17 protein-coding genes are annotated in these 20,516 nt (G+C 57.1%); 13 read left to right on the top strand and 4 right to left on the bottom strand.

Annotation, left to right across the window (positions count from 1 at the left end):
* Window positions 1-316: 316 nt before the first annotated feature.
* From KM934_RS10620 to KM934_RS10585, 8 genes are all read left to right on the top strand, one after another.
* Entirely contained in the window at window positions 317-1,576 is a 1,260-nt protein-coding gene (locus KM934_RS10620; protein WP_215760581.1) for an anaerobic sulfatase-maturation protein, read from the top strand.
* 502 nt (window positions 1,577-2,078) lie between these two features.
* Window positions 2,079-3,083 carry an anthranilate phosphoribosyltransferase gene (gene trpD, locus KM934_RS10615; RefSeq protein WP_215760580.1) on the top strand — a complete coding sequence of 335 codons (1,005 nt, stop codon included), beginning with the start codon at window positions 2,079-2,081 and terminating at the stop codon, window positions 3,081-3,083.
* Between the two features lie 18 nt (window positions 3,084-3,101).
* The gene (trpC, locus tag KM934_RS10610; RefSeq protein ID WP_215760579.1) at window positions 3,102-3,935 is read left to right on the top strand and encodes an indole-3-glycerol phosphate synthase TrpC; all 834 of its coding nucleotides are present in this window, start codon (window positions 3,102-3,104) and stop codon (window positions 3,933-3,935) included.
* Between the two features lie 88 nt (window positions 3,936-4,023).
* Window positions 4,024-4,725 carry a phosphoribosylanthranilate isomerase gene (locus KM934_RS10605; RefSeq protein WP_215760584.1) on the top strand — a complete coding sequence of 234 codons (702 nt, stop codon included), beginning with the start codon at window positions 4,024-4,026 and terminating at the stop codon, window positions 4,723-4,725.
* Window positions 4,726-4,832: 107 nt separating this feature from the next.
* Window positions 4,833-5,639: a tryptophan synthase subunit alpha gene (trpA, locus tag KM934_RS10600; protein ID WP_215760578.1), complete on the top strand. Its 807-nt coding sequence runs from the start codon at window positions 4,833-4,835 to the stop codon at window positions 5,637-5,639.
* A gap of 84 nt (window positions 5,640-5,723) precedes the next feature.
* The gene (gene trpB / locus KM934_RS10595; protein ID WP_215760577.1) at window positions 5,724-6,971 is read left to right on the top strand and encodes a tryptophan synthase subunit beta; all 1,248 of its coding nucleotides are present in this window, start codon (window positions 5,724-5,726) and stop codon (window positions 6,969-6,971) included.
* A complete protein-coding gene (locus KM934_RS10590) occupies window positions 6,958-8,391 on the top strand; it encodes an anthranilate synthase component I family protein (RefSeq protein ID WP_215760576.1) in 1,434 nt (477 codons plus the stop codon). Before trpB ends, KM934_RS10590 begins: the two co-directional genes overlap by 14 nt.
* Before the next feature lie 130 nt (window positions 8,392-8,521).
* Window positions 8,522-9,124, top strand: coding sequence for an anthranilate synthase component II (locus KM934_RS10585; RefSeq protein WP_215760583.1), 603 nt, complete (start codon window positions 8,522-8,524; stop codon window positions 9,122-9,124).
* A 61-nt stretch (window positions 9,125-9,185) separates the two neighbouring features.
* Here the strand turns inward: KM934_RS10585 and KM934_RS10580 are convergent, their stop codons facing one another.
* Window positions 9,186-10,964: a calcineurin-like phosphoesterase C-terminal domain-containing protein gene (locus KM934_RS10580; protein ID WP_215760575.1), complete on the bottom strand. Its 1,779-nt coding sequence runs from the start codon at window positions 10,962-10,964 to the stop codon at window positions 9,186-9,188.
* A 168-nt stretch (window positions 10,965-11,132) separates the two neighbouring features.
* On the opposite strand from KM934_RS10580, the gene KM934_RS10575 reads away from it, so the two are divergent.
* The 3 genes from KM934_RS10575 to KM934_RS10565 all read left to right on the top strand — a co-directional run bounded on the left by KM934_RS10575 (window position 11,133) and on the right by KM934_RS10565 (window position 14,485).
* Complete coding sequence (locus KM934_RS10575; protein ID WP_215760574.1) at window positions 11,133-12,350, top strand: glycoside hydrolase family 27 protein; 1,218 nt, start codon at window positions 11,133-11,135, stop codon at window positions 12,348-12,350.
* 8 nt (window positions 12,351-12,358) lie between these two features.
* Window positions 12,359-12,694, top strand: a complete 336-nt coding sequence (locus tag KM934_RS10570; protein ID WP_215760573.1) for a PAS domain-containing protein — start codon at window positions 12,359-12,361, stop codon at window positions 12,692-12,694.
* 279 nt (window positions 12,695-12,973) lie between these two features.
* The gene (locus KM934_RS10565; protein ID WP_215760572.1) at window positions 12,974-14,485 is read left to right on the top strand and encodes a glycoside hydrolase family 30 protein; all 1,512 of its coding nucleotides are present in this window, start codon (window positions 12,974-12,976) and stop codon (window positions 14,483-14,485) included.
* Between the two features lie 99 nt (window positions 14,486-14,584).
* Here KM934_RS10565 and KM934_RS10560 read toward each other — a convergent pair whose 3' ends face one another.
* Together KM934_RS10560 and KM934_RS10555 are read right to left on the bottom strand one after the other, a co-directional pair.
* A complete protein-coding gene (locus tag KM934_RS10560; RefSeq protein ID WP_215760571.1) occupies window positions 14,585-15,316 on the bottom strand; it encodes a hypothetical protein in 732 nt (243 codons plus the stop codon).
* Complete coding sequence (locus KM934_RS10555) at window positions 15,297-16,118, bottom strand: metallophosphoesterase family protein (protein WP_215760570.1); 822 nt, start codon at window positions 16,116-16,118, stop codon at window positions 15,297-15,299. The genes KM934_RS10560 and KM934_RS10555 overlap by 20 nt, the downstream gene beginning before the upstream one ends.
* 271 nt (window positions 16,119-16,389) lie before the next feature.
* On the opposite strand from KM934_RS10555, the gene KM934_RS10550 reads away from it, so the two are divergent.
* Window positions 16,390-18,435, top strand: coding sequence for a hypothetical protein (locus tag KM934_RS10550; protein WP_215760569.1), 2,046 nt, complete (start codon window positions 16,390-16,392; stop codon window positions 18,433-18,435).
* A gap of 135 nt (window positions 18,436-18,570) precedes the next feature.
* Complete coding sequence (locus tag KM934_RS10545; RefSeq protein WP_317192667.1) at window positions 18,571-19,656, top strand: endo-1,4-beta-xylanase; 1,086 nt, start codon at window positions 18,571-18,573, stop codon at window positions 19,654-19,656.
* A gap of 114 nt (window positions 19,657-19,770) precedes the next feature.
* Here the strand turns inward: KM934_RS10545 and KM934_RS10540 are convergent, their stop codons facing one another.
* Window positions 19,771-20,313 (bottom strand): hypothetical protein, encoded by a 543-nt coding sequence (locus tag KM934_RS10540; RefSeq protein WP_215760568.1) that lies wholly within the window; start codon window positions 20,311-20,313, stop codon window positions 19,771-19,773.
* Window positions 20,314-20,516 lie beyond the last annotated feature (203 nt).

Raw genomic sequence — 20,516 nt, 5'->3', positions numbered from 1 at the left:
GATTACCAATTTGAACGAATTTGGCTAACGCAATTAGAAAAAATTCGAAAATTCGCGTAATTCGTTGTTACCGCGTCTGAGCGTAAACACAACAATTCGTTGTGAGGGCTTAGCTCAACTGCCGAAGCGTAAGCCAAAAAGGCACATCCGGGCGGCACCGCCTGAGACCTAAACTGCATGGAGCGAAGCGTAGCTCAGATCACCCTAAATGTAGAACGACCCCTAAATAATGGGCGAATAACGCAAAAACCGCGTGGTTTCCCTACAAGGATGGAAAACATTTTGTAACTTTGTGCTACAATCTTGAAACCACATCATGACCGCATCACCCAACTCAACGACCCCTGAAGCCCGCCTAACCGCCGCCCCGTTCGCCCACCCCATGTATATCATGGTGAAGCCTGTGGGATCGGCCTGCAACCTGCGTTGCGACTATTGCTATTACCTTGAGAAGCAACACCTCTATGCCAACGAGGGCCGACAGATGCTCTCCGACGAACTGCTGGAGCGTTTCATACGCGAGTATATCGAGAGCCAGACCACGCCCGAGGTGCTCTTTACGTGGCATGGCGGCGAGCCTTTGGTGCGCCCGCTGGCGTTCTACGAGAAGGTGGTGCGCCTACAACAGCGTTACGCGCGCGGTCGGCGCATAGCCAACAGCCTGCAAACCAACGGCACGCTCATCAACGACGACTGGGCCCGGTTTTTCCACGACCAAGGGTGGCTCATCGGTGTGTCGCTCGATGGGCCCGAGGCTTACCACGACGCCTTTCGACGCACACGCGGGGGCGGTCCGTCGTTCCGCAATGTCATTCGGGGCATCGACATCCTCAACAGGCATGCTGTGGAGTGGAACGCGCTGGCCGTGGCCAACCGCCTCAATGGCGACCACCCATTGTCGTTCTACCGTTTCTTCAAGAACATCGGGTGCCAATATATCCAGGTAACACCCGTGGTGGAGCGATTGGCCCACCACGATGACGGTCGCCAACTGGCGTCGCTCGTCGACGAAGGCCAACTGGCGCCGTTCTCCATCAGACCCAAGCAGTGGGGCAACTTCCTCTGCACCATCTTCGACGAGTGGGTGCGCCACGACGTGAGCATGTTTTTCTTCAACATCTTCGACGCCACACTGGCCAACTGGGTGGGGGTGGCGCCCGGATTGTGCACCATGGCCAAGCATTGCGGACACGCTGGCGTGATGGAGCATAATGGCGATGTGTACTCGTGCGACCACTTTGTGTTTCCCGAGTACAAACTGGGCAACATCCACGAGCAATCGCTGGTGGAGATGATGTATAGCGAACGCCAACGCCGCTTCGGCAGGGCCAAGGCCGACAGTCTGCCCACACAATGCCGCGAATGTCAATGGCTCAACGCCTGCCACGGCGAATGTCCGCGCAACCGTTTCATCCGCACGGCCAATGGCGAGCCCGGCCTCAACTATCTCTGTGAGGGCTACCGCCAATACTTTAGCCACGTGGCGCCCTACATGGATGTCATGAAGCGCCTGCTGGGCGAGAAGCGCCCACCCGCCGAGATCATGGACATGCTGGCCACGGGAGCCCTGCGCTGATCCTTGGCGCCAGAAAACATCCTTCCACGAAAAGAGGTTGGTGCAGGACGCTACCAACCTCAGGAAAAAACGGTTTCGCCTATAATAACGAAACCCATCGAACGCAAATATAGTTCAACTATTCGACAAAAGCAAGCAAAACAAAGAAAAAAAACAATTTTCCTATAAAAAGTTTGCAGATTATAAGTTTTTGTGTACCTTTGCGGTTGTAATCATAACAAAAAACAATGATGAATCATGTATCTGCATATTGGTGGTGGCGTTGCTCAAGATCTCAAAAGTCGTGAGTCGCTTAGCCGTGTGGATACTCCAAGGAGATAAAACCCGAAAGGCCTGCCGTTCTTACGACAGGTCTTTTTTCTTTTCCTGAAGTCGGAAAGGCGCTAACGCAACATGCCCAAGCGAACACACCTTATATAACAAGGCCCACCGACAACACGCAGATGAGGGCCCAAAAGACCCGACAAGCCAACACAAAAACAAATAAAAAACAAAACCGATTATGAACGTAACACAGATTTTCAACCGCTTGCTCAACCATGAGGAGCTGCAGCGCGAAGAAACCAAGAACCTGCTCGTCGCCATCACACAGGGCGAACTCAACGACCCTGAGATTGCAGCGCTGCTCACCGCCATACAGATGCGCGGCATCACGGTGGAGGAACTGCTGGGCTTCCGCGACGGCATCCTCGAGACAGGCGTGCCCGTGCCGCTCCATTGCGACCGTTACATCGACGTGGTGGGAACCGGCGGCGATCGCAAAAACACGTTCAACATCTCTACCACGGCTTGCTTCGTCATCGCCGGAGCGGGCTACAAGGTGGCCAAGCATGGCAACTTCTCGGCCACGTCGGTCAGCGGCGCGTCGAACGTCATCAAGAACCACGGGGTTATGTTCACCGACGACGCCGACAAGCTCAACCGCTCGCTCGACGAGTGTGGCATCGTTTACCTTCACGCCCAGCTCTTCGCCAAGGCCATGAAGTTTGTGGGGGCCATCCGCAAGGCGTTGCCTTTCCCCACGTTCTTCAACCTCCTGGGGCCCATCATCAATCCCTCGAAGCCCCAGTGCCAGTTGCTTGGCGTGGCCAACCTCAACCAGATGCGCCTCTACCAACAGGTGTACCAGCGCATCGGCATCGACTATGGCATCGTGAACAGCATCGACGGGTACGACGAGATTTCGCTCACCAGCGACTTCAAGGTCACCACCAACGATTATGAGCGGGTGTTCAAGCCCGCCGACTTGGGCTTCGACATTGCCCGCCCCGAGGAACTGGTGGGAGGCGCCACCGAGGAGGAGGCTGCGCAAATCTTCGACGCCGTGCTGCAGGGAACGGCCCTCCAGGCACAGAAAAACATCGTCATGGCCAACGCCGCATTCGCCATCCAGGTGCTCGAGAAAGGCAAGAAGAGCATCGAGGAGTGCATCGACATCGCACGCGAGAGCCTCGACTCGGGCAAGGCGCTCAGCACCTTCCGACGCTTTGTTGAGATCAACAGTTAAACCTTTCATACGCAACCCATGGACCTTCAGACAGAAAACACCGATATCCTGCAGACCATCGTAGCCCACAAGCAGCAGGAAGTGGACGAATGGATGCGCTTCATGCCACCACGCCAACTCATGGCCAAGGTGGAGGAACGCATGGCCAAAGAGGAGCAACCACCCGCATCCATGCGCAAGGCGCTCCTACAGTCAGGCACGGGCATCATCGCCGAGTTTAAGCGCAAGTCGCCCTCGAAGGGATGGATCAAGCGCGAGGGGCGCGCCGGGGTTATACCCATGGCCTACCAACAGGCAGGGGCCACAGCGCTGAGCATCCTCACCGACAACCATTTCTTTGGCGGATACGATGAGTTTATCAGCGAGGCGCGCGCATCGGGCGTAACCCTCCCCATCCTCTACAAAAACTTCATCATCTCTGAGTACCAGCTCCTCCAGGCGCGTTTCTGTGGCGCGTCGGCCGTGCTGCTCATCGCAGCCGACCTCCTGAAGGACGATTGCAGAACGCTCATCCACATGGCCCACCAGCTGGGCATGGAGGTGCTGCTGGAGATGCACGGTGAGGAGGAGCTCGATTACGCCGACCTGGAACCCGACATGTATGGCATCAACAACCGCAACCTCGGCACTTTCATAACCGATGTGAACAACAGTTTCCGCATGGCAGAGCGCCTGCCGAAGGACGGATGCAAGGTGAGCGAGAGCGGCATTGGTGACCCCGACACGGTGATGCGCCTCCGACAGGCGGGGTTCAACGGCTTCCTTATGGGCGAGCACTTCATGAAGGCCGACAACCCCGGCGACGAACTGGCACGTTTCATCGGACAGCTGAAACAACACGCGCAGCCGTAACACCTCACGTTCAACCCATTCACACCTACGCATCATGCAGTCAACCAACCCTCACACAGCACCCATCGACACACCGCAGCAGCGACGTTTGCTCATCAAGGTGTGTGGCATGCGCGACGCCGACAACATCCAACAGGTGGCGCAACTCGACATCGACCTCATGGGATTCGTCTTCTACCCGCAAAGCCCGCGCTTCGTGAAGATGATTTCCTCCAACGCCGGACTCATCCCCGACTACAGTGAGGAGCGCCTCCGCAACGCCAACGCCAACAAGCAAGCGTCCATCGCAAGCGCCAAAGAGCCCCAACGGGTGGGGGTGTTCGTCGACGAGATGCCGCAAACCATCGTCACACGCATCTACAACCATCGGTTGCAATATGTGCAACTGCATGGCGAGGAGAGCCCCACCATGATCGACAACCTCAAGCGCACGCTCATACCCGACATCGCCCCCAACATCAAGGTCATCAAGGCGCTCAGCGTTGCCAGCAAGGAGGATGTGGCGCGGTATAAGGATTACGAAGGGTTGGTCGACCTGTTCCTCTTCGACACGCGTTGCCCCACAATGGGAGGCAGCGGCAAACTGTTCGATTGGGATGTGCTCGGCGCCTACAACGGCCACACGCCCTTCCTGCTCAGCGGTGGCATTGGCCCCGACGACGCCGAACGGGTGCGCCAGTTCGACCACCCCATGTTGGCCGGCATCGACCTCAATAGCCGCTTCGAGACGGAACCGGGGCGCAAGGATGTGGATCTCCTCCGAACGTTCATCCAACAAGTAAGGGGCTGAGACGCACACCCAGGCGTCGGCCCTCGCAACATCATAGAATAACAAACAACAACACACACAAGCCCTTCCACGGCAAAACAACCGATGGGGCACACAACACAACGACCATGAACAAGATCAATCAGCTATTCGACTCACCCCTCGAGCAACGCGGCACAGGAACTCCCTCACTGCCTGGCAAGTTGCTTTCGCTATACTTCTGCGCCGGTTGCCCGGAACTCAACATGACAGCCGACGTCATCCTCACATTGCAACGGCGCGGCATCAGCATGATTGAGGTGGGCATTCCCTTCAGCGACCCACTCGCCGACGGACCAGTGGTGCAGAGCGCGGGCACCGTGGCCTTGCACAACGGCATGACCCTCAGCCTCCTGTTCGACCAGCTCGAAGCCATCAAGCAACAGGTAACCATTCCCCTGGTGCTCATGGGCTACCTCAACGTGGTCATGCATTATGGCATCGAGGCGTTCTTCAAACGATGCGTGGCGTGCGGCGTGAGCGGATGCATCATCCCCGACCTGCCCTTCAAGGACTACATGGACGTGGTGAAACCCATTGCCGACAAGTATGACGTGCGCGTCATCATGATGATCACGCCTGAGACCTCGGCGGAGCGGGTGCGCTTCATCGACGAGCACACCAACGGATTCATCTACATGGTCTCGTCGGCAAGCGTTACCGGAGCGCAGAGCCATTTCAATGAGTCGAAGGTGGCCTACTTCGAGCGCATCAACGCCATGAACCTCAAAAACCCACGCATGATAGGCTTCGGCATATCCAACAAGCAGACGCTTCAGAGCGCGCAAGCCAACGCTGCGGGGGCCATCATAGGCAGTAAGTTTGTGACATTGCTCAACGAGACGCACAACGCCGACCAGGCCATCGACCAACTTTACGAGGCGCTCGGAAAGTAACAGGCGTCCCAACCTTCACCCCTTCTTCGCATCACAACCCTTACAACACAAGACATGGAAACAACGACAAGACCCAATACGATCATGGAAAACACACCAACCGGCACGCAACAGCATGCCGCCGACACACAAACCATCACCCCCACGCCAACCGGTTTCTACGGACCGTTCGGAGGCGCCTATGTGCCGGAGATTCTCTACAAGTGCGTACACGACTTGCAAGACGCCTACCTGCCCATCATTCGCAGCGAGGAGTTCCAGCGCGAGTACGCCTCTTTGCTCCGCGATTACGTGGGGCGCCCCTCGCCGCTCTACTACGCCCGACGAATGAGCGAGAAGTATGGATGCAAGCTCTACCTCAAGCGCGAGGACCTCAACCATACGGGCGCACACAAAATCAACAACACCATCGGCCAGATCCTGTTGGCGAAGAAGATGGGCAAGACACGCATCATCGCCGAAACGGGTGCCGGACAGCATGGCGTGGCTACCGCCACAGTGTGCGCGCTGATGGACATGAAGTGTGAGGTCTTCATGGGAGCCACCGACGTGGAGCGCCAACACACCAACGTGGAGCGCATGAAGATGCTCGGAGCGACGGTCAATCCCGTTCGCACGGGCAACATGACGCTCAGCGACGCCTGCTCGCAGGCCATTCGCGACTGGTGCTGCCATCCCGACGACACGTTCTACATCGTGGGCTCCACCATGGGTCCCCACCCCTACCCCGACATCGTGGCCAAGATGCAAAGTGTCATCTCGGAGGAACTGAAATGGCAGTTGGAGGAGAAAATCGGACGCGATTATCCCGATTATCTCATCGCTTGCGTGGGCGGAGGAAGCAACGCCGCCGGCACCATCTACCACTATGTGGACGACCCCCGCGTGAAGATCGTGCTGGCCGAGGCGGGCGGTTGTGGCATCAAAAGCGGCCACACGGCGGCCACCATACACTGTGGAACGGAGGGCATCATACATGGGGCGCGCACGCTGGTGATGCAAACCGACGACGGACAGATCGAGGAGGCGTTCACCATCTCGGCCGGACTCGACTACCCGGGCATTGGCCCGATGCACGCCAACCTGGCCAAACAGGGACGCGAGCAGGTGCTGGCCATCAACGACGACGAAGCGATCTACGCCGGATATGAGCTCACCCGCATGGAGGGCATCATCCCAGCCATCGAGAGTGCGCATGCCGTGGCGGCGCTCGCCAAGCTCAAGTTTAAGCCGACCGACGTGGTGGTGCTCACCGTGTCGGGACGTGGCGACAAGGACGTGAACACTTATCTCAACAACAAACATATGGCTCGTGAGTATGGAAACTTTTAACTATCGCACTCATTCGCGCCAAATCCTGGCCGACCTCTATACCCCTGTGGGCGTCTATATGCGCCTTCGCGACCTCTATCCACAGTCGGCGCTGATGGAAAGTTCCGACTATCATGGCAACGACAACTCACGCTCGTTCATCGGCATCAACCCCATGGCGTCGATCGCCGTGAGCCACGGTCAGGTGATCTGCACCTACCCCGACGGATCGCGCACCGAGGAGATGCTGCCCGCAACGGGCAAGGGCAAGGGCGAAGCATGCAAACTGGCCATTGCCAAGGCTTTCAACGCGTTCCTCCAACGCTTCCACGTAGTGGGCGACGAGGCCAACTATTGCGGCATCTATGGCTACACCTCCTTCAACGCGGTGCGTTACTTTGAGAATATAGACGTGAAGGACGCCACGATGGAGAAGAACGACGCGCCCGATATCTATTACATCATGTATCGCGACCTCATCATCTTCGACCATTTCAACAACACCATGGTGTTTGTTACGCTGGCCGCCGAGGGCGACGATGCCGATGAACGCCTCGACGCACTGGAGTTGGCGGCAGGCCGCGCCAACGTGAAGCCTTATGGGTTTCACCCCGTTGGCGAGCGCACCTCAACGCTCACCGACGAGGAGCACAAGGCCAACATCAGGCGTTGCGTGAAGCATTGCCTGCGCGGCGATGTGTTCCAGATTGTCGTGTCGCGCCGTTTTGTGCAGCGATACGAGGGCGACGACTTCAAACTCTATCGCGCCTTGCGAAGCATCAACCCATCGCCCTACCTGTTCTACTTCGACTTTGGCGGCTTCCGCATCTTCGGCTCGTCGCCCGAGACGCACAACCGCATCGAGAACAGGCGGTCGTACATCGACCCCATCGCAGGCACCACGCGACGCACGGGCAATCCGGAGGAAGACCGTCGGAACGCCGAATTCCTGCGCAACGATCCCAAGGAGAACGCGGAGCACGTGATGCTGGTCGACCTGGCACGCAACGACCTCAGTCGCAACTGCCACGACGTGAAGGTCGATTTCTATAAGGACATGCAATTCTACAGCCACGTCATTCACCTCGTGAGCCGTGTCAGCGGCACGCTCAACAGCGACGCCGACCCCATCAAGGCGTTCTTCGACACCTTCCCGGCAGGCACCTTGTCGGGTGCCCCGAAGGTTAGGGCCATGCAACTCATCACCGAGATGGAGCCCCACAACCGTGGCGCATACGGCGGATGCATAGGTTTCATTGGCCTGAACGGCGACCTCAACCAAGCCATCGTCATCCGGACGTTCATCTCACGCAACGGCGAGCTCTGGTTCCAGGCGGGGTCGGGCGTCGTGGCCAAAAGCGACGACACCTACGAACTGGAAGAGAGCAACAACAAGTTGGGGGCCTTGATGAAGGCCATCAAGATAGCGGAGAACCTGTAAGCGTCCCGAACGCCAACACGCGCAAAGGCCTTGCAAAGCTTGAAACAACAAAAAACCGACAACCATGATAAACGAAGACTTGCAGAGCGAATGCCTGCACACACCGTCGGCCCACTGGGACCATGACGCCATGGCCGACGACCCGCACACCAACAATCCCTTGAGCGGCGAACGAGTGGTCATCATCGACAACTACGACTCGTTCACCTACAACCTCGCCCACCTCGTGAAGCAGTTGGGAGCCAAGGTGGAAGTGTTTCGCAACGACCAGTTTACGCTCAACCAACTGGAGCGTTTCACCAAGATTATCCTGTCGCCCGGTCCAGGCATCCCTGAGGAGGCGGGCCTGCTGATGGACGTGATCCGCACCTACGCTGGCCGTAAGCCCATGCTGGGTGTGTGCCTGGGCCACCAAGCCATCGCTGAGGTGTTTGGCGGAAAACTGGTCAATCTGAAGGAGGTGTATCACGGCATAGCCACCGAAGGCACCCAGTTTGGCAACGACCCCATCTTCTCCGGCCTGCCCAAGCGCATCGTCATGGGCCGCTACCACAGTTGGGTGGTCGACCGTGCGGGCTTCCCCGACTGCCTGGAGGTGACGGCCATGAGCGACGACGGCCAAATCATGGCGCTTCGCCACCGCAACTATAACATCCACGGCATACAGTTTCACCCCGAGAGTGTGCTCACTCCCGAGGGCGCTACCATCGTGAGAAACTGGTTGCAACAGTAAGCCCTTAGCGCCAATAGGCCCTCCATCAACACACGATGGAGGGCCTATTGTTTTGCGAAAGCTACCTTCCCCGCTTGAGGAAATGGGCGTAGTTGTAGAAGGGCTCGGTCACGGCATCGATCGACGAGGCCTTATAGGTATGGCCATAGGGGTCCTTCGCCACCACGGTAATCTCGGCATCCTTGCGGCGCGGCACATAATAATAGAGGTGGCTCATGATGAGATAGCCATTCGCCTTACTGATAAACTGGTAAGGCATGGCCTCGGCGTAGCGATGATGGTAGCCCGTGGCAAAGGCGTCTTGGTTCTTGCCGCTGAGCCGTGTCATTGGTGTGGCCACACTATCCTCCACGGCTGTCACTACCCATCGTGAATCGGCATTGAAGATATTGGCCACTATGACGCCCTGACCCGTGGGCAAATTCCAATCGACGGCGTAACGTTCGCCATTGAAATCGGTGTCGGCCCTGAAGAGGCTCATCTGCTTATGGCGCTGCCATCCCACCGATTTGTAGTAGCAATCGGTTATCGTCGTACCTCCGAACGTGTAGACATAATAGCCATTGGGGGTACCGCAGATATTGATGTTCGACTGCCAAATATTGCCACAAGCGGCCGCATGGCAATGTTCCATGAGGTCGCGCCCTTGGTAATGGATCTCGTGATTGAGGGCAAAATGGGTGTGACCGCAGAAAAGTTCGAACCCTCCCTCAAACTCCTCAAGCAGGCGAAGGATGGGCGTCAGGCGCGAACTGCTGTAATGGCCGCTCTCGGTGGCGATGGCCAAAGGCGTGGCACCACCGTGGGGACCGTTGCCAAAGGTGAACGGAATATGGTAGCAAAGCACCACCTTGCGTCGCTTATCGGTGAGCGACAGGTCCTGGCGCAACCACTCCATCTGCGCATCCGACAGCTCGCCCGGTTGGAAATAGCCTTTCTTACGGGCAAACATCACATTGTTGAAACACACGAAATGCTCATCGCCACGGTCGAACGAGTAGTCGGTGGGACCCCAGCTGTCCTCCCACTTTTGTCGGTATAGCTGCCGGCCATCTTGGTCATGGTTGCCAATAACCGAGAAAACGGTCATGCGGGTGGAGCCCATGGCCTCGCGCATCTCACGCTCAAGGGTGGGACTGTAGCCGCCATAATACTGCACATTGTCGCCCATGCTCAGGGCATAGACGTTCTCGGTGGCAGGCCATTCGGCCAACAACGTGTTCACGTCGCCCAGCGTCTCATCCTTGAAACGTTGCAAGTCGGTCTTCTTCCCGCGGTTGTTGTTGGGCCCGGTGTAGTAAGGATTCATCGCGGTGGTTACCTGCGGGTCGCCAAACACCACCAGTCGGTAACTGCGCTCGCGGCCCAAAGGGAGTCGGCGAAGGGTGAAATCGTAGGTAGAGTCGCCCTTGACAAGCGATTGATAGAAGCACGCGGTGCGGTCGGAAGGCGAATGGACGGGCACCTCACAGTAGTCTGGAACGGTGTAATAAACGAAGCGCGCCCGGGCGTTGCGGCGCAGGCGATAATGCCCCATGGCGTCGGTGAGCGTGCAGGAGAAACCGTCGCTCACAATAACGCGGGGCATGCCATTGCCCTGGGCGTCGGCCAGCGTTCCCACGATGATCGTGTCGGGCCTTACGCGGACCACCTTCACGCTATCGCGCTGGGCTTTTAGAGCCTGATGGCGGGCGTGCATTCGTACCACCAATCGCGACAGGAGCAAGGGCTTGTGCTGCGGAACGCGCCCATGACGGCCCAGCATCCACACGCCCGCCACGACGGCCACGGCCACAAGCAACGTGCCCAAGAAAATTGAGAGGATGTGTTTGCGCTTCATGCAAAATATGTTTTTTCTGAAAGCAAAGGTAGTAATCTTCATCGAAAAACGGCGGGCCTGCGACATTTTTTTGCGCCCCACGTACCATAAAACACCTGCAATCGTTTGGGCGCTCGGGTTATTATGCCTAACTTTGCCTACACATAAACCTATAAACGTATTATCTTAATGAGAAAAATCAAACGCCTAACGCTGACCCTTTGCCTCTTGGCCATGGGGCTGGCAGCCTCTGCCCAACCCACACCACGCCACAAACTCGCCCCCACTCCACCCATGGGCTGGATGACATGGAACCTATTTAAGGGTGACATCAGCGACCAACTAATCCGCGAAACGGCAGACGCCATGGTGGAGAACGGCTTCGTGGAGGCTGGCTACAAGTACATCTTCATCGACGACCTGTGGCAGGGCGGACGCGACCGCCACAACAACATCATTCCCGACCCCAAGAAATTTCCCCACGGCATCAAGGCATTGGCCGACTATGTGCACTCCAAGGGCCTGAAGCTCGGCATCTACAGCGACGCCGCCCAGCTTACCTGCGGTGGATGGACCGCCAGCCTGGGCTTCGAGGAGCAAGACGCTCGCACGTTCGCATCGTGGGGGATCGACTACCTGAAATACGACTATTGCAACGCGCCTGAGGACAGCGCCACGGCACGCCGACGCTACAAGCGCATGGCCGACGCCCTGCAACACTCGGGCCGCGACATCGTGCTCGGCATCTGCGAGTGGGGACAGCGCCAGTGTGAGGAGTGGTGCGAGAGCGTGGGCGGCCAACTGTGGCGCACCAGCTACGACGTGCGCGACATGTGGAAGGACATCGTAGGCCAAGGCGGCATGGGCATCCTCGACATCGTGAACGTCACGGCGCCCATCGCCCACAACGCCCGACACGGACAATGGCCCGACATGGACATGCTTGTGGTGGGCCTCAACGGAACGGGTGGCCCATCGAGCGACCTCGGCGGCGTGGGCTGCACCTACGTGGAGTATCAGACGCAGATGAGCATGTGGTGCATGATGTCGTCGGTGTTGGCGCTGAGCAACGACCTGCGCAAGCTGACCCCTGAGGACCGTCGCATCCTGCTCAACAAGGAGATCATCGCCATTGACCAAGACCCGCTGGGCAAGGCGGCCGAGCGCTTGGTGAACACCGACACCCACCAGATCTTTGTGCGCCCGCTCGCCAACGGCTCACACGCCGTGGCTATCCTCAATACGGCCGAAAAAGCGCTGCCCCTCACCGCCGACTTCGCCCAACTCGGACTGAAGGGCAAGTATGGGGTGCGCGACGTATGGCAGCACAAGGACATAGCCCGCAACGCCAAGCGCTGGAAGGGCACGGTGGCTTCGCACGAGACGAAGGTATTCATCTTAAAATAACATAAGCCATGGAAAACTACGAATGGGCCAAGGAGATGAACTGCGCCGTTACGGTTTGCGACGCCGAGGGCACCATCATCTACATGAACGACAAGTCGCGAGAGACCTACAAGAAGGAGGGCGACCTCATTGGCAAGAACCTCTACGCCTGCCACTCGGAGCGCTCGCGTGAGATCATCCGCCACCTTCTCGCCACCGGGGGAAGCAATTCCTACACCATCGAGAAGCAGGGACTTCACAAGGTGATCTACCAAACGGCTTGGAAGAAAGACGGCAAGGTGGCTGGAATTGTGGAGATATCCATGGTCACCCCTGCCGATATGCCCCACTATGTGAGAGGATAGGCGATTAGCTCCCTCCCACAAGCTCCTTCGCCGGAACCCTCTGTCGCCTTTTCGCCGCTACAGCGCAGAAAAGGGGACAGGGCGTTTCGGCGCTTTGGCTTTCAAGGGCCATGGTAGGTACAGAATGCTTCCCATTCACCCAAAAAGATGACGACAAACAAGGATTGTCGCAAATAATCCACTACCTTTGCAAAAAGACAAACTATAGCCGGCAGCCACTATGCTTAACAAACCAAGCGAGAAAGGCCTGCCCCATAACTATTAAAACCAAAAAACAACATGAAACAAAGGAAGATGTTTGTGACGATGGCTCTTGCCACCCTCATGACGCCAACAGGCTCGTGGGCACAAAAAGTAACGTCGTTCACCACAACGGAGGCAACCTCGTGGGCGAAGGGCAAATCCGTCATGGCTACGAAGGCGGCGGGCAACGTGGTGGCGGCGGTCGACGCCAACAGCCACGGCACACGGTTTGTGGGCTTCGGCACCACGTTCAATGAGCTCGACTGGGACGCTTTCAACCTGCTGACACGACAGGAGCAAGACGAACTGATGTATCGACTGTTCGCACCCGAGGGCGACCTCAAGTTCACCCACGGTCGCGTATCGATGAACGCCAACGACTACGCCCGGGCATGGTATAGCTGCGACGACGTGGCGGGCGACTTCGCATTGAGGTACTTCAACATTGACCACGACAAGCGCAACATCATCCCATTGGCCCGCGCCGCGCAGAAGTACCAACCAGCCCTGCAGCTCTTCATGAGTCCGTGGTCGCCGCCCGTCTGGATGAAGATCAACCACGACTACCCCGTGTCACCGAGCAACACGAACCAAATGGATGAGCGGCAGGCCTACTTGCTCTATATGGACGACGGCCGCCAGGTCGACGCCGAAGAAATGAAACTGCTTGGCGACCGCAAGGGCGTGTTCCCACGCCGCCTTGCCTCACAAGACTATTTCATCCAAGACCCGCGCTACCTGCAATGCTACGCCGACATGTTCTGCCGTTTCATCGAGCTCTACAAGACCGAGGGATTGCCCATCACAAAGGTGATGTACCAGAACGAGGCCTACTCCTACACCCCTTATCCGGGTTGTGCGTGGACGGCTGAGGGCACCTTGCGCTTCAACAACGATTATCTCGCACCCACATTGGCCAAGCGCCACCCCGAGGTGGAACTGTGGATTGGCACATTCAACACCAACCGACTCGACTACGTGGAGAAGATTCTCGACGACAAAACCCTGCAAGCCAACGTCAAGGGCATTGGCACCCAGTGGGAATGTCGCAACAACCTGCCGGCCATGCGCCAGCGCTATCCCAACCACCGCTTCATGGTGAGCGAGAGCGAGTGTGGCAATGGGTCGATGGACTGGAAGGCGGGCGAGCACACCTTCTTCCTCCTAAGCGACAACATCGGACTGGGATGCGACGAGTATTACAACTGGAACTTCATCCTGACGGACAATGGCATATCGCCTTGGGGATGGACACAGAACGCCCTCGTGCAGGTGAACAGTAAGACGCGCAAGCCACGCTACACGGCCGAGTTCTTCGCCTACAAGCATTTCAGCCACTTCGTGCAGGCTGGCACCGAGATGCTGGCCTATGCGGGCCGTGAGCATAGCCAAACGCCCGTGGTGGTGTTCCGCGACAAGGCAGGCCAATACATCGTCACCGCCGGCAACTTCACCGACAAACCATCGCTGCTCTCCGTGAAGATCGGAAAGAAGTATCTGAACCTCAACACCGCCGCCCACTCGTTCAACACCTACGTGGTTAAATAAGGCGAACAGCCTGTTGCGCCGTCCCCCCCCTCGTTGCGCTTTCGTCGCGTCACATGCAAGGCGACAAAAGCGCAACGTTATTTTGATAATTCCCCTGCGCTACAACAGTTGGGCCTTGAGCCCCAGCGAGAGACCGAAGACATCCCAAAACTTGGCCCGTCCATTGTAGCCAAACTTCATGACACCTATCTCGTTGGCGCTCAACTCATAGAAGAAGCTCAGCGACTTGATGTATTTGCGTCGGCTGTGCGGCACCATCTTCGTGACACGCTGACCCACGAAGATGTTTGGCCGAATGCGTGTAGAGAACGGGTAGTAGCCACCCGAATACTTCACAGGCTGCTTCACCCAGAAGTCGTGACCGAAGACGGTGTTGAAATACAGTCCACATTGCAACGGCTCAAACGACCAGCCCCTGTCGATATACATCGACCACGGAATGAAGTTTTGCTTCAAGGTCATAGTGATCTTAGCGTAGTCGGAGTCGTATTTGGGCACAAATCCCATCAGCAACTGGGTTTCCCATTGCTTGTGCCTACCATATTCCCAGCCTATTCCGATGGAGAACAGGCCCATGTTGCCACAAAACTGCAACACGTGCTGCGTGGGAATGAGGCTGGCCCACCCCTTGCGATAATAGTGCATGCGCTTGTCGTACCGCGACACGCCGCCCTCCACGGTGATGCCCTTGCGCGCATCGGCCATGGTGTCGCGCGCCACATACACCAGCGAGTCGTCGCCTCGGTGCCACGTGTCTTGCGCCGAGGCGGAGCCCACCGCCACCAGGCATGCCGCCAACGATGCCAGAAGCCTATACCTCAACGATCTCATAGCTGTATCCATTAGGGGTGATGGTGAAAATGTAGTACTTCCTCTTCTGCGCGTTGCCCACCTCATAGTAAATCAGTCCGTTGCCGTAGATGTCGTGTTGCTCCGTGTGGTGGCCGTGGCCATAGAGACAGAAGAGCGGTTGGGGAAAGCGCATCACATAATAATTGAACACTTTCGCCACATTGTTGTTAAACTGCTCCGAGTAGGGGGCGGCATGCATGCACACCACCGTGCGGTCAAACTCGTCGCCGCGTGCCGTCACCTCCTGCTCCATGAAGTCGAAGTTGGGCACCGGACGCGAATAGTCGTACTCAATGGCGTTGGTGTTGAGGCACACAAACTTCACGCGCCCGGCTATGAAACTGAAGTCGGGCTGGCCAAAGATGCTCTCGTAGGCGGCGTTGCCCGTCCCAAGGCAGTCGTGGTTGCCCAGCAAAACCACATAGGGCTTGCGCAGACGGGCCAGATTGTCGCGTGCCCATTCATACTCGCGCGTAGTGCCATAGTCGGTCACATCACCGCCATGCACCACAAAGTCGATGGAATCGCGCCGGTTGATGTCGGCCACCATGTCGCGCAGCTCGTTATAGTTCCTATGCGAGTCGCTGATGAACGCCAGGCGCAGCGTGTCCTTGCCGAGCGTGGCGGCTTCAATGGCTGCCACGCCCTTGGCGTTGAGGTTTTTCTCGCCACGGATGTGCACATCGTAGGGATGCACGTCAAACACCGTGTCGCATCCTGCCAACGCCAAGCAGCAACAAACCAGGCCGCTCCACAGCAGACGTTGAATGGTAGTAAGCATATTACAAATAGGTTTATCCCTTGCAAAGTTAACAAAAAACTCACGAATACCCTCCAGTACCACCTTTTTGTTTGTTTTTGAACCCTAAAACCCCAAAAAATGGACAGCCACGAGCCCTCATTGGCCCCCTAAACTACAACCAAATGGCGCTTTCAAAGCGCATGCGGCAGAAGAAAAGCACCCACAGACTTGCTTATTTGGCAGAACAGCTATATCTTTGCAAAGAGAAACCTTCTATACAAGAAGGCCAATCCCACAATCTACTAAAACCATGAAGAAAACCATCATTGCAGTAATGTCCTTCCTTGCGTGTGCCGTAGGTCATGCGCAAAACCCCTACCTGCCCTTATGGGAACATCTGCCCGACGGCGAGCCGCGCGTATTTGAAGACCCCGACCACCCTGGCCAATACCGTGCCTATATCATCGGCTCACACGACATGACCTATACGGCATATTGTGGCAACGACGTACGTATGTGGTCGGCACCCGTCAGCGACCTATCGCAGTGGCGCGACGAAGGCCCCATTTTCAGCCATTACGTCAACGGGCAATGGGACACCATGTACGCTCCCGACCTGGTGGAGACCACCGACCGACGCACAGGCAAGCGCACCTATTGGCTTTACCCCCACTCGCGCGGCTGGGGCCGTGTGGCCATGGTGTGCAAGGGCGACCGCCCCAATGGTCCATTCACCCCTGTAAACCTCACGGCCGACGGCACACGGTGTGTCGACGGATCGCTCATCGATTTCGACCCTTCGGTCTTTGTGGAGAGGATCGACAACCCACGCGACGCCGATTATGCTCGCGGCTATCGCGCATACGTCTTCTATGGCTTTCGCCACTCCACCGCCTTCGAGCTCAACCCCGACAACATGTATGGCGTAAGACCGGGCACCCAAGTGCACGACTATTTCCTGCCAGCCAGCGAACGCTACGGCGTGGTGCGCGACCCAGAAGGCACGCAATACCCTGCGCTCTGCAGAGGGCAAAACCCCGGCGACTTCAATTTCTTCGAGGCGTCGTCGATACGACAAGTGGGCAACAAGTATGTGATGGTGTTCTCTGGCTATTCGGGACCCGACTATGGCCTCAGTTCCACCAATTCGGCCTTGCGATACGCCTATGGCGACAGTCCGTTGGGGCCCTGGCGGTCGGGCGGTGTGTTGGTCGACTCACGTGGCGTGGTGCCCAACGAGAACGGCTCACACCTCACCACGACAAACTTTGCCCACAACACCCACGGCTCATTGCAGCAAATCAATGGGCAGTGGTATGTGTTCTACCACAGGGCACCCCGTGGTTTCGGCAACGCCCGACAGCCCATGGTGGCACCGGTGAAGATCGAATGCGACAAACGGTCGGTAGCTCAGGGGGGAAAGGTGCGCATCGTGGCTTACGACCCTTACGCCAAAAACCATGAGTGGACGGCCGCGGCAGCCGACGGCAACGTTTATACCGGTGCCGAAGTGACCTCGGAAGGCTTCCAAATATTCGGACTTAATCCTTACCAAAAATATTCGGCCGGCATAGCCTGCTACGTCAATGGCAACAACTGGATGCAAGACAACTTCGACAACTGGGACAACAACATGGATTTGGCAGGCATCACCAATGGCGGCGTGGTTGGCTTTAAGTATTTCGGATTTGGCGGACTGGCCCACGACACGAAGGGGGTAAAAGCCTTCGCTGGCACGGCCAAAGGCGACCACACGATGCTCAACCTCCAACTCACACCGGGTGGACATGGGAGCGTGCGCATCCACGTCATGCTCGACGGGCCTTACGCCAACGACACTTGGAAGGGCCGCGAGATTGCCGTTATCGACATTCCGGCCGACGCGCGCCAAGAACGCGCCACCTATAGCGTGCCCGTTCCCGCCGTCGAAGGCCTAAAGGGCAAGCATGCCCTATACCTCGTGACCGAAGGGGCCGACCTGAAGCCAACACCCCTTGATCGCAACCCATACAACCGATCGCCAAAGCCTCAACGGCCACAAGGGCTTTTCGACCTCCACAGCTTAGAGTTCACCAAGGCGGGCATGGCATGCACGATCGACGAAAAACCTATCGTCAAGATAACCGTCGATGGCCACGAGGTTGCTTTGCCCACCCAACCGCAGTTTGCCACCAACGCCAACGGCATCATGGACTTAGGCCATTACCAAGCCTACGCGCCACTCCATGAGGGCTCAACCATTCGGGCCACAGCCTCCAATCCCGCGGTGAAGATTGCAGTGGGCAAGGTGGTCGATGGACGCGCCGTAGTGACCTGCACATACAAAGGCGCGAAACGCGTGTACAAAATCAATTAACCAACTCAAACACAGCATAACACATCAACAATTCAGTGCCGCCCACAGCAATGGCATGGCCAATAACCGCTACGCATTTCTCCCGCACCATCCATCGGGATGGGAACAGGCGACACCTATAAAACCTAACAGATCATGATGACCTATCACACGAAAAGAACCTTTTTGTTTGTCCTGCTTACGCTGCTACTGACAGGGAGCGCTAACGCACAGACACACGAGGCCGAGGGCCTGAAGGATGTTTACCGCAACTATTTCACCATCGGCGTGGCGGTAAACCAGCGCAATGTGACCGACCCCACACAAATGGCGTTGATCAAAAAAGAGTTTAACAGCATCACGGCCGAGAACGACATGAAGTCGGGGTCGCTCCATCCCAAGGAGGATGTGTGGCGATGGCAAGGGGCCGACCGCATCGCCAACTTCTGTAGGCAGAACGGCATCAAGCTACGTGGCCATTGCCTGGTGTGGCACGCCCAGTTTTGCGACTGGATGATGACCGACAAGAAAGGCCGCCCTGCCTCAAAGAGGCTGTTCTTCAAACGCCTTCGGAAGCATATCCATACAGTGGTGAAACGTTACAAAGACGTGGTTTACGCATGGGACGTGGTCAACGAGGCCATGGACGATGGCGGTCCGTCGGCCTATCGCCAGAGCCAACTCTATAAGCTCTACGGCGACGAGTTTATTGCCAAAGCTTTCAAATACGCCCACGAGGCCGACCCAAGCGCCCTACTCTTCTACAACGATTACAACGCCTCCATGCCCACCAAGCGCGACCGCATCTACAACATGGTGAAGAAGATGCAGGCGGCAGGCGTGCCCATCACGGGCATCGGCATGCAAGGCCACTGCAACATCTACGGTCCGTCGGCTCAGGATGTGGATGCGGCGCTGACAAAATACGCAGAACTGGTAAGCCACATCCACATCACCGAGCTCGACGTGCGCTGCAACAAGGAGATGGGTGGCCAACTCCAGTTCTCCAAGGGCGACACCCAACAGATGACCGACTCGCTCGCCGCCCTTCAGGCAGCCCAGTACGCCCGTCTCTTCCAGGTGTTTCGCAACCACAAGGATGTCATCGACAACGTGACCTTCTGGAACCTCTGCGATGGCGACTCTTGGCTCGGCGTGAACAACCATCCCCTCCTCTTCGACGAGCACCTACAACCCAAGCGCGCCTATTACAAAGTTAAACACTTCAACCCCAACAACTAATCGCCCCCGCGGCTACTCTCCAACCGGATCCATCCGCTCCTTATAGCAACGCCCCTCAATCAGGTCCAAAGCCGATTGAGGGGCGTCGCGTTATATGGCTGCGCCAAGAGGGGGTTAGCCTATCTTTGTCATGTGGTAGCCCATGGCCTTGAGCTGCATGCCCATGAGATACATCTGGTGGATGGCGGCCACGTAGCCGAGGAAGGCCTCGCGTGTGCCGGGCTGGAGGTGCTGGTGGAAGAGCAGGTTGTGGGTGCGGGAGGCACACTCGCCCACAATGTCGGTTATCCGTTTGTGCTCGTCGGGCCGCATGAGGAGCACGTTCTCGCAGATGTAATCGTCCATGTGATCGAAGTCGCGCTGGTCGCGCAAGTACTTGTAGAGGTCGTCCACTTGACTGTAGAGTTGCCAGTCGGTGTCCCAATACTTGGCCACGGCCATGCCTGTGTACATCATCCATGCGAGCGACACGATGGGGTAACCAGCGAACTCGCGGATGCCGTCGGGCAGGTAGCTCTGGGCTATCTTGGGCCACAGCTCCTCAATGTCGGGCGACTCGGGGAAATGCTCGTCGATGCGCCCTATGGAGAACAGGTACTGTTGCAGGTCGTTGTGGAACACAAGTTCCAGCGGATTATTGTTGTTGGTGGTTTCCATATTGATGTGATGTTTGCGTTTTAACGACAATACGTCACTGCAAATATATCAATATTATTTCAGAAAACAGTGCTCCGTCCGCTAAAAATGCAGTTGCACGCACAAATTTTGCGGTTGTTTGTCGGCAGAGAATGTTTGGGCAAAAATCAGGATCATCCGACATTTGGAGTGACTTGAAGTGCGTACTACTTCTAATAGCTTTG

It is taken from the genome of Hallella faecis (assembly GCF_018789675.1).
Classification (GTDB): domain Bacteria; phylum Bacteroidota; class Bacteroidia; order Bacteroidales; family Bacteroidaceae; genus Prevotella; species Prevotella faecis.
The sequence above is the reverse complement of the archived record's forward strand: the minus strand, read 5'-3'. Positions and strand labels throughout refer to the sequence as shown.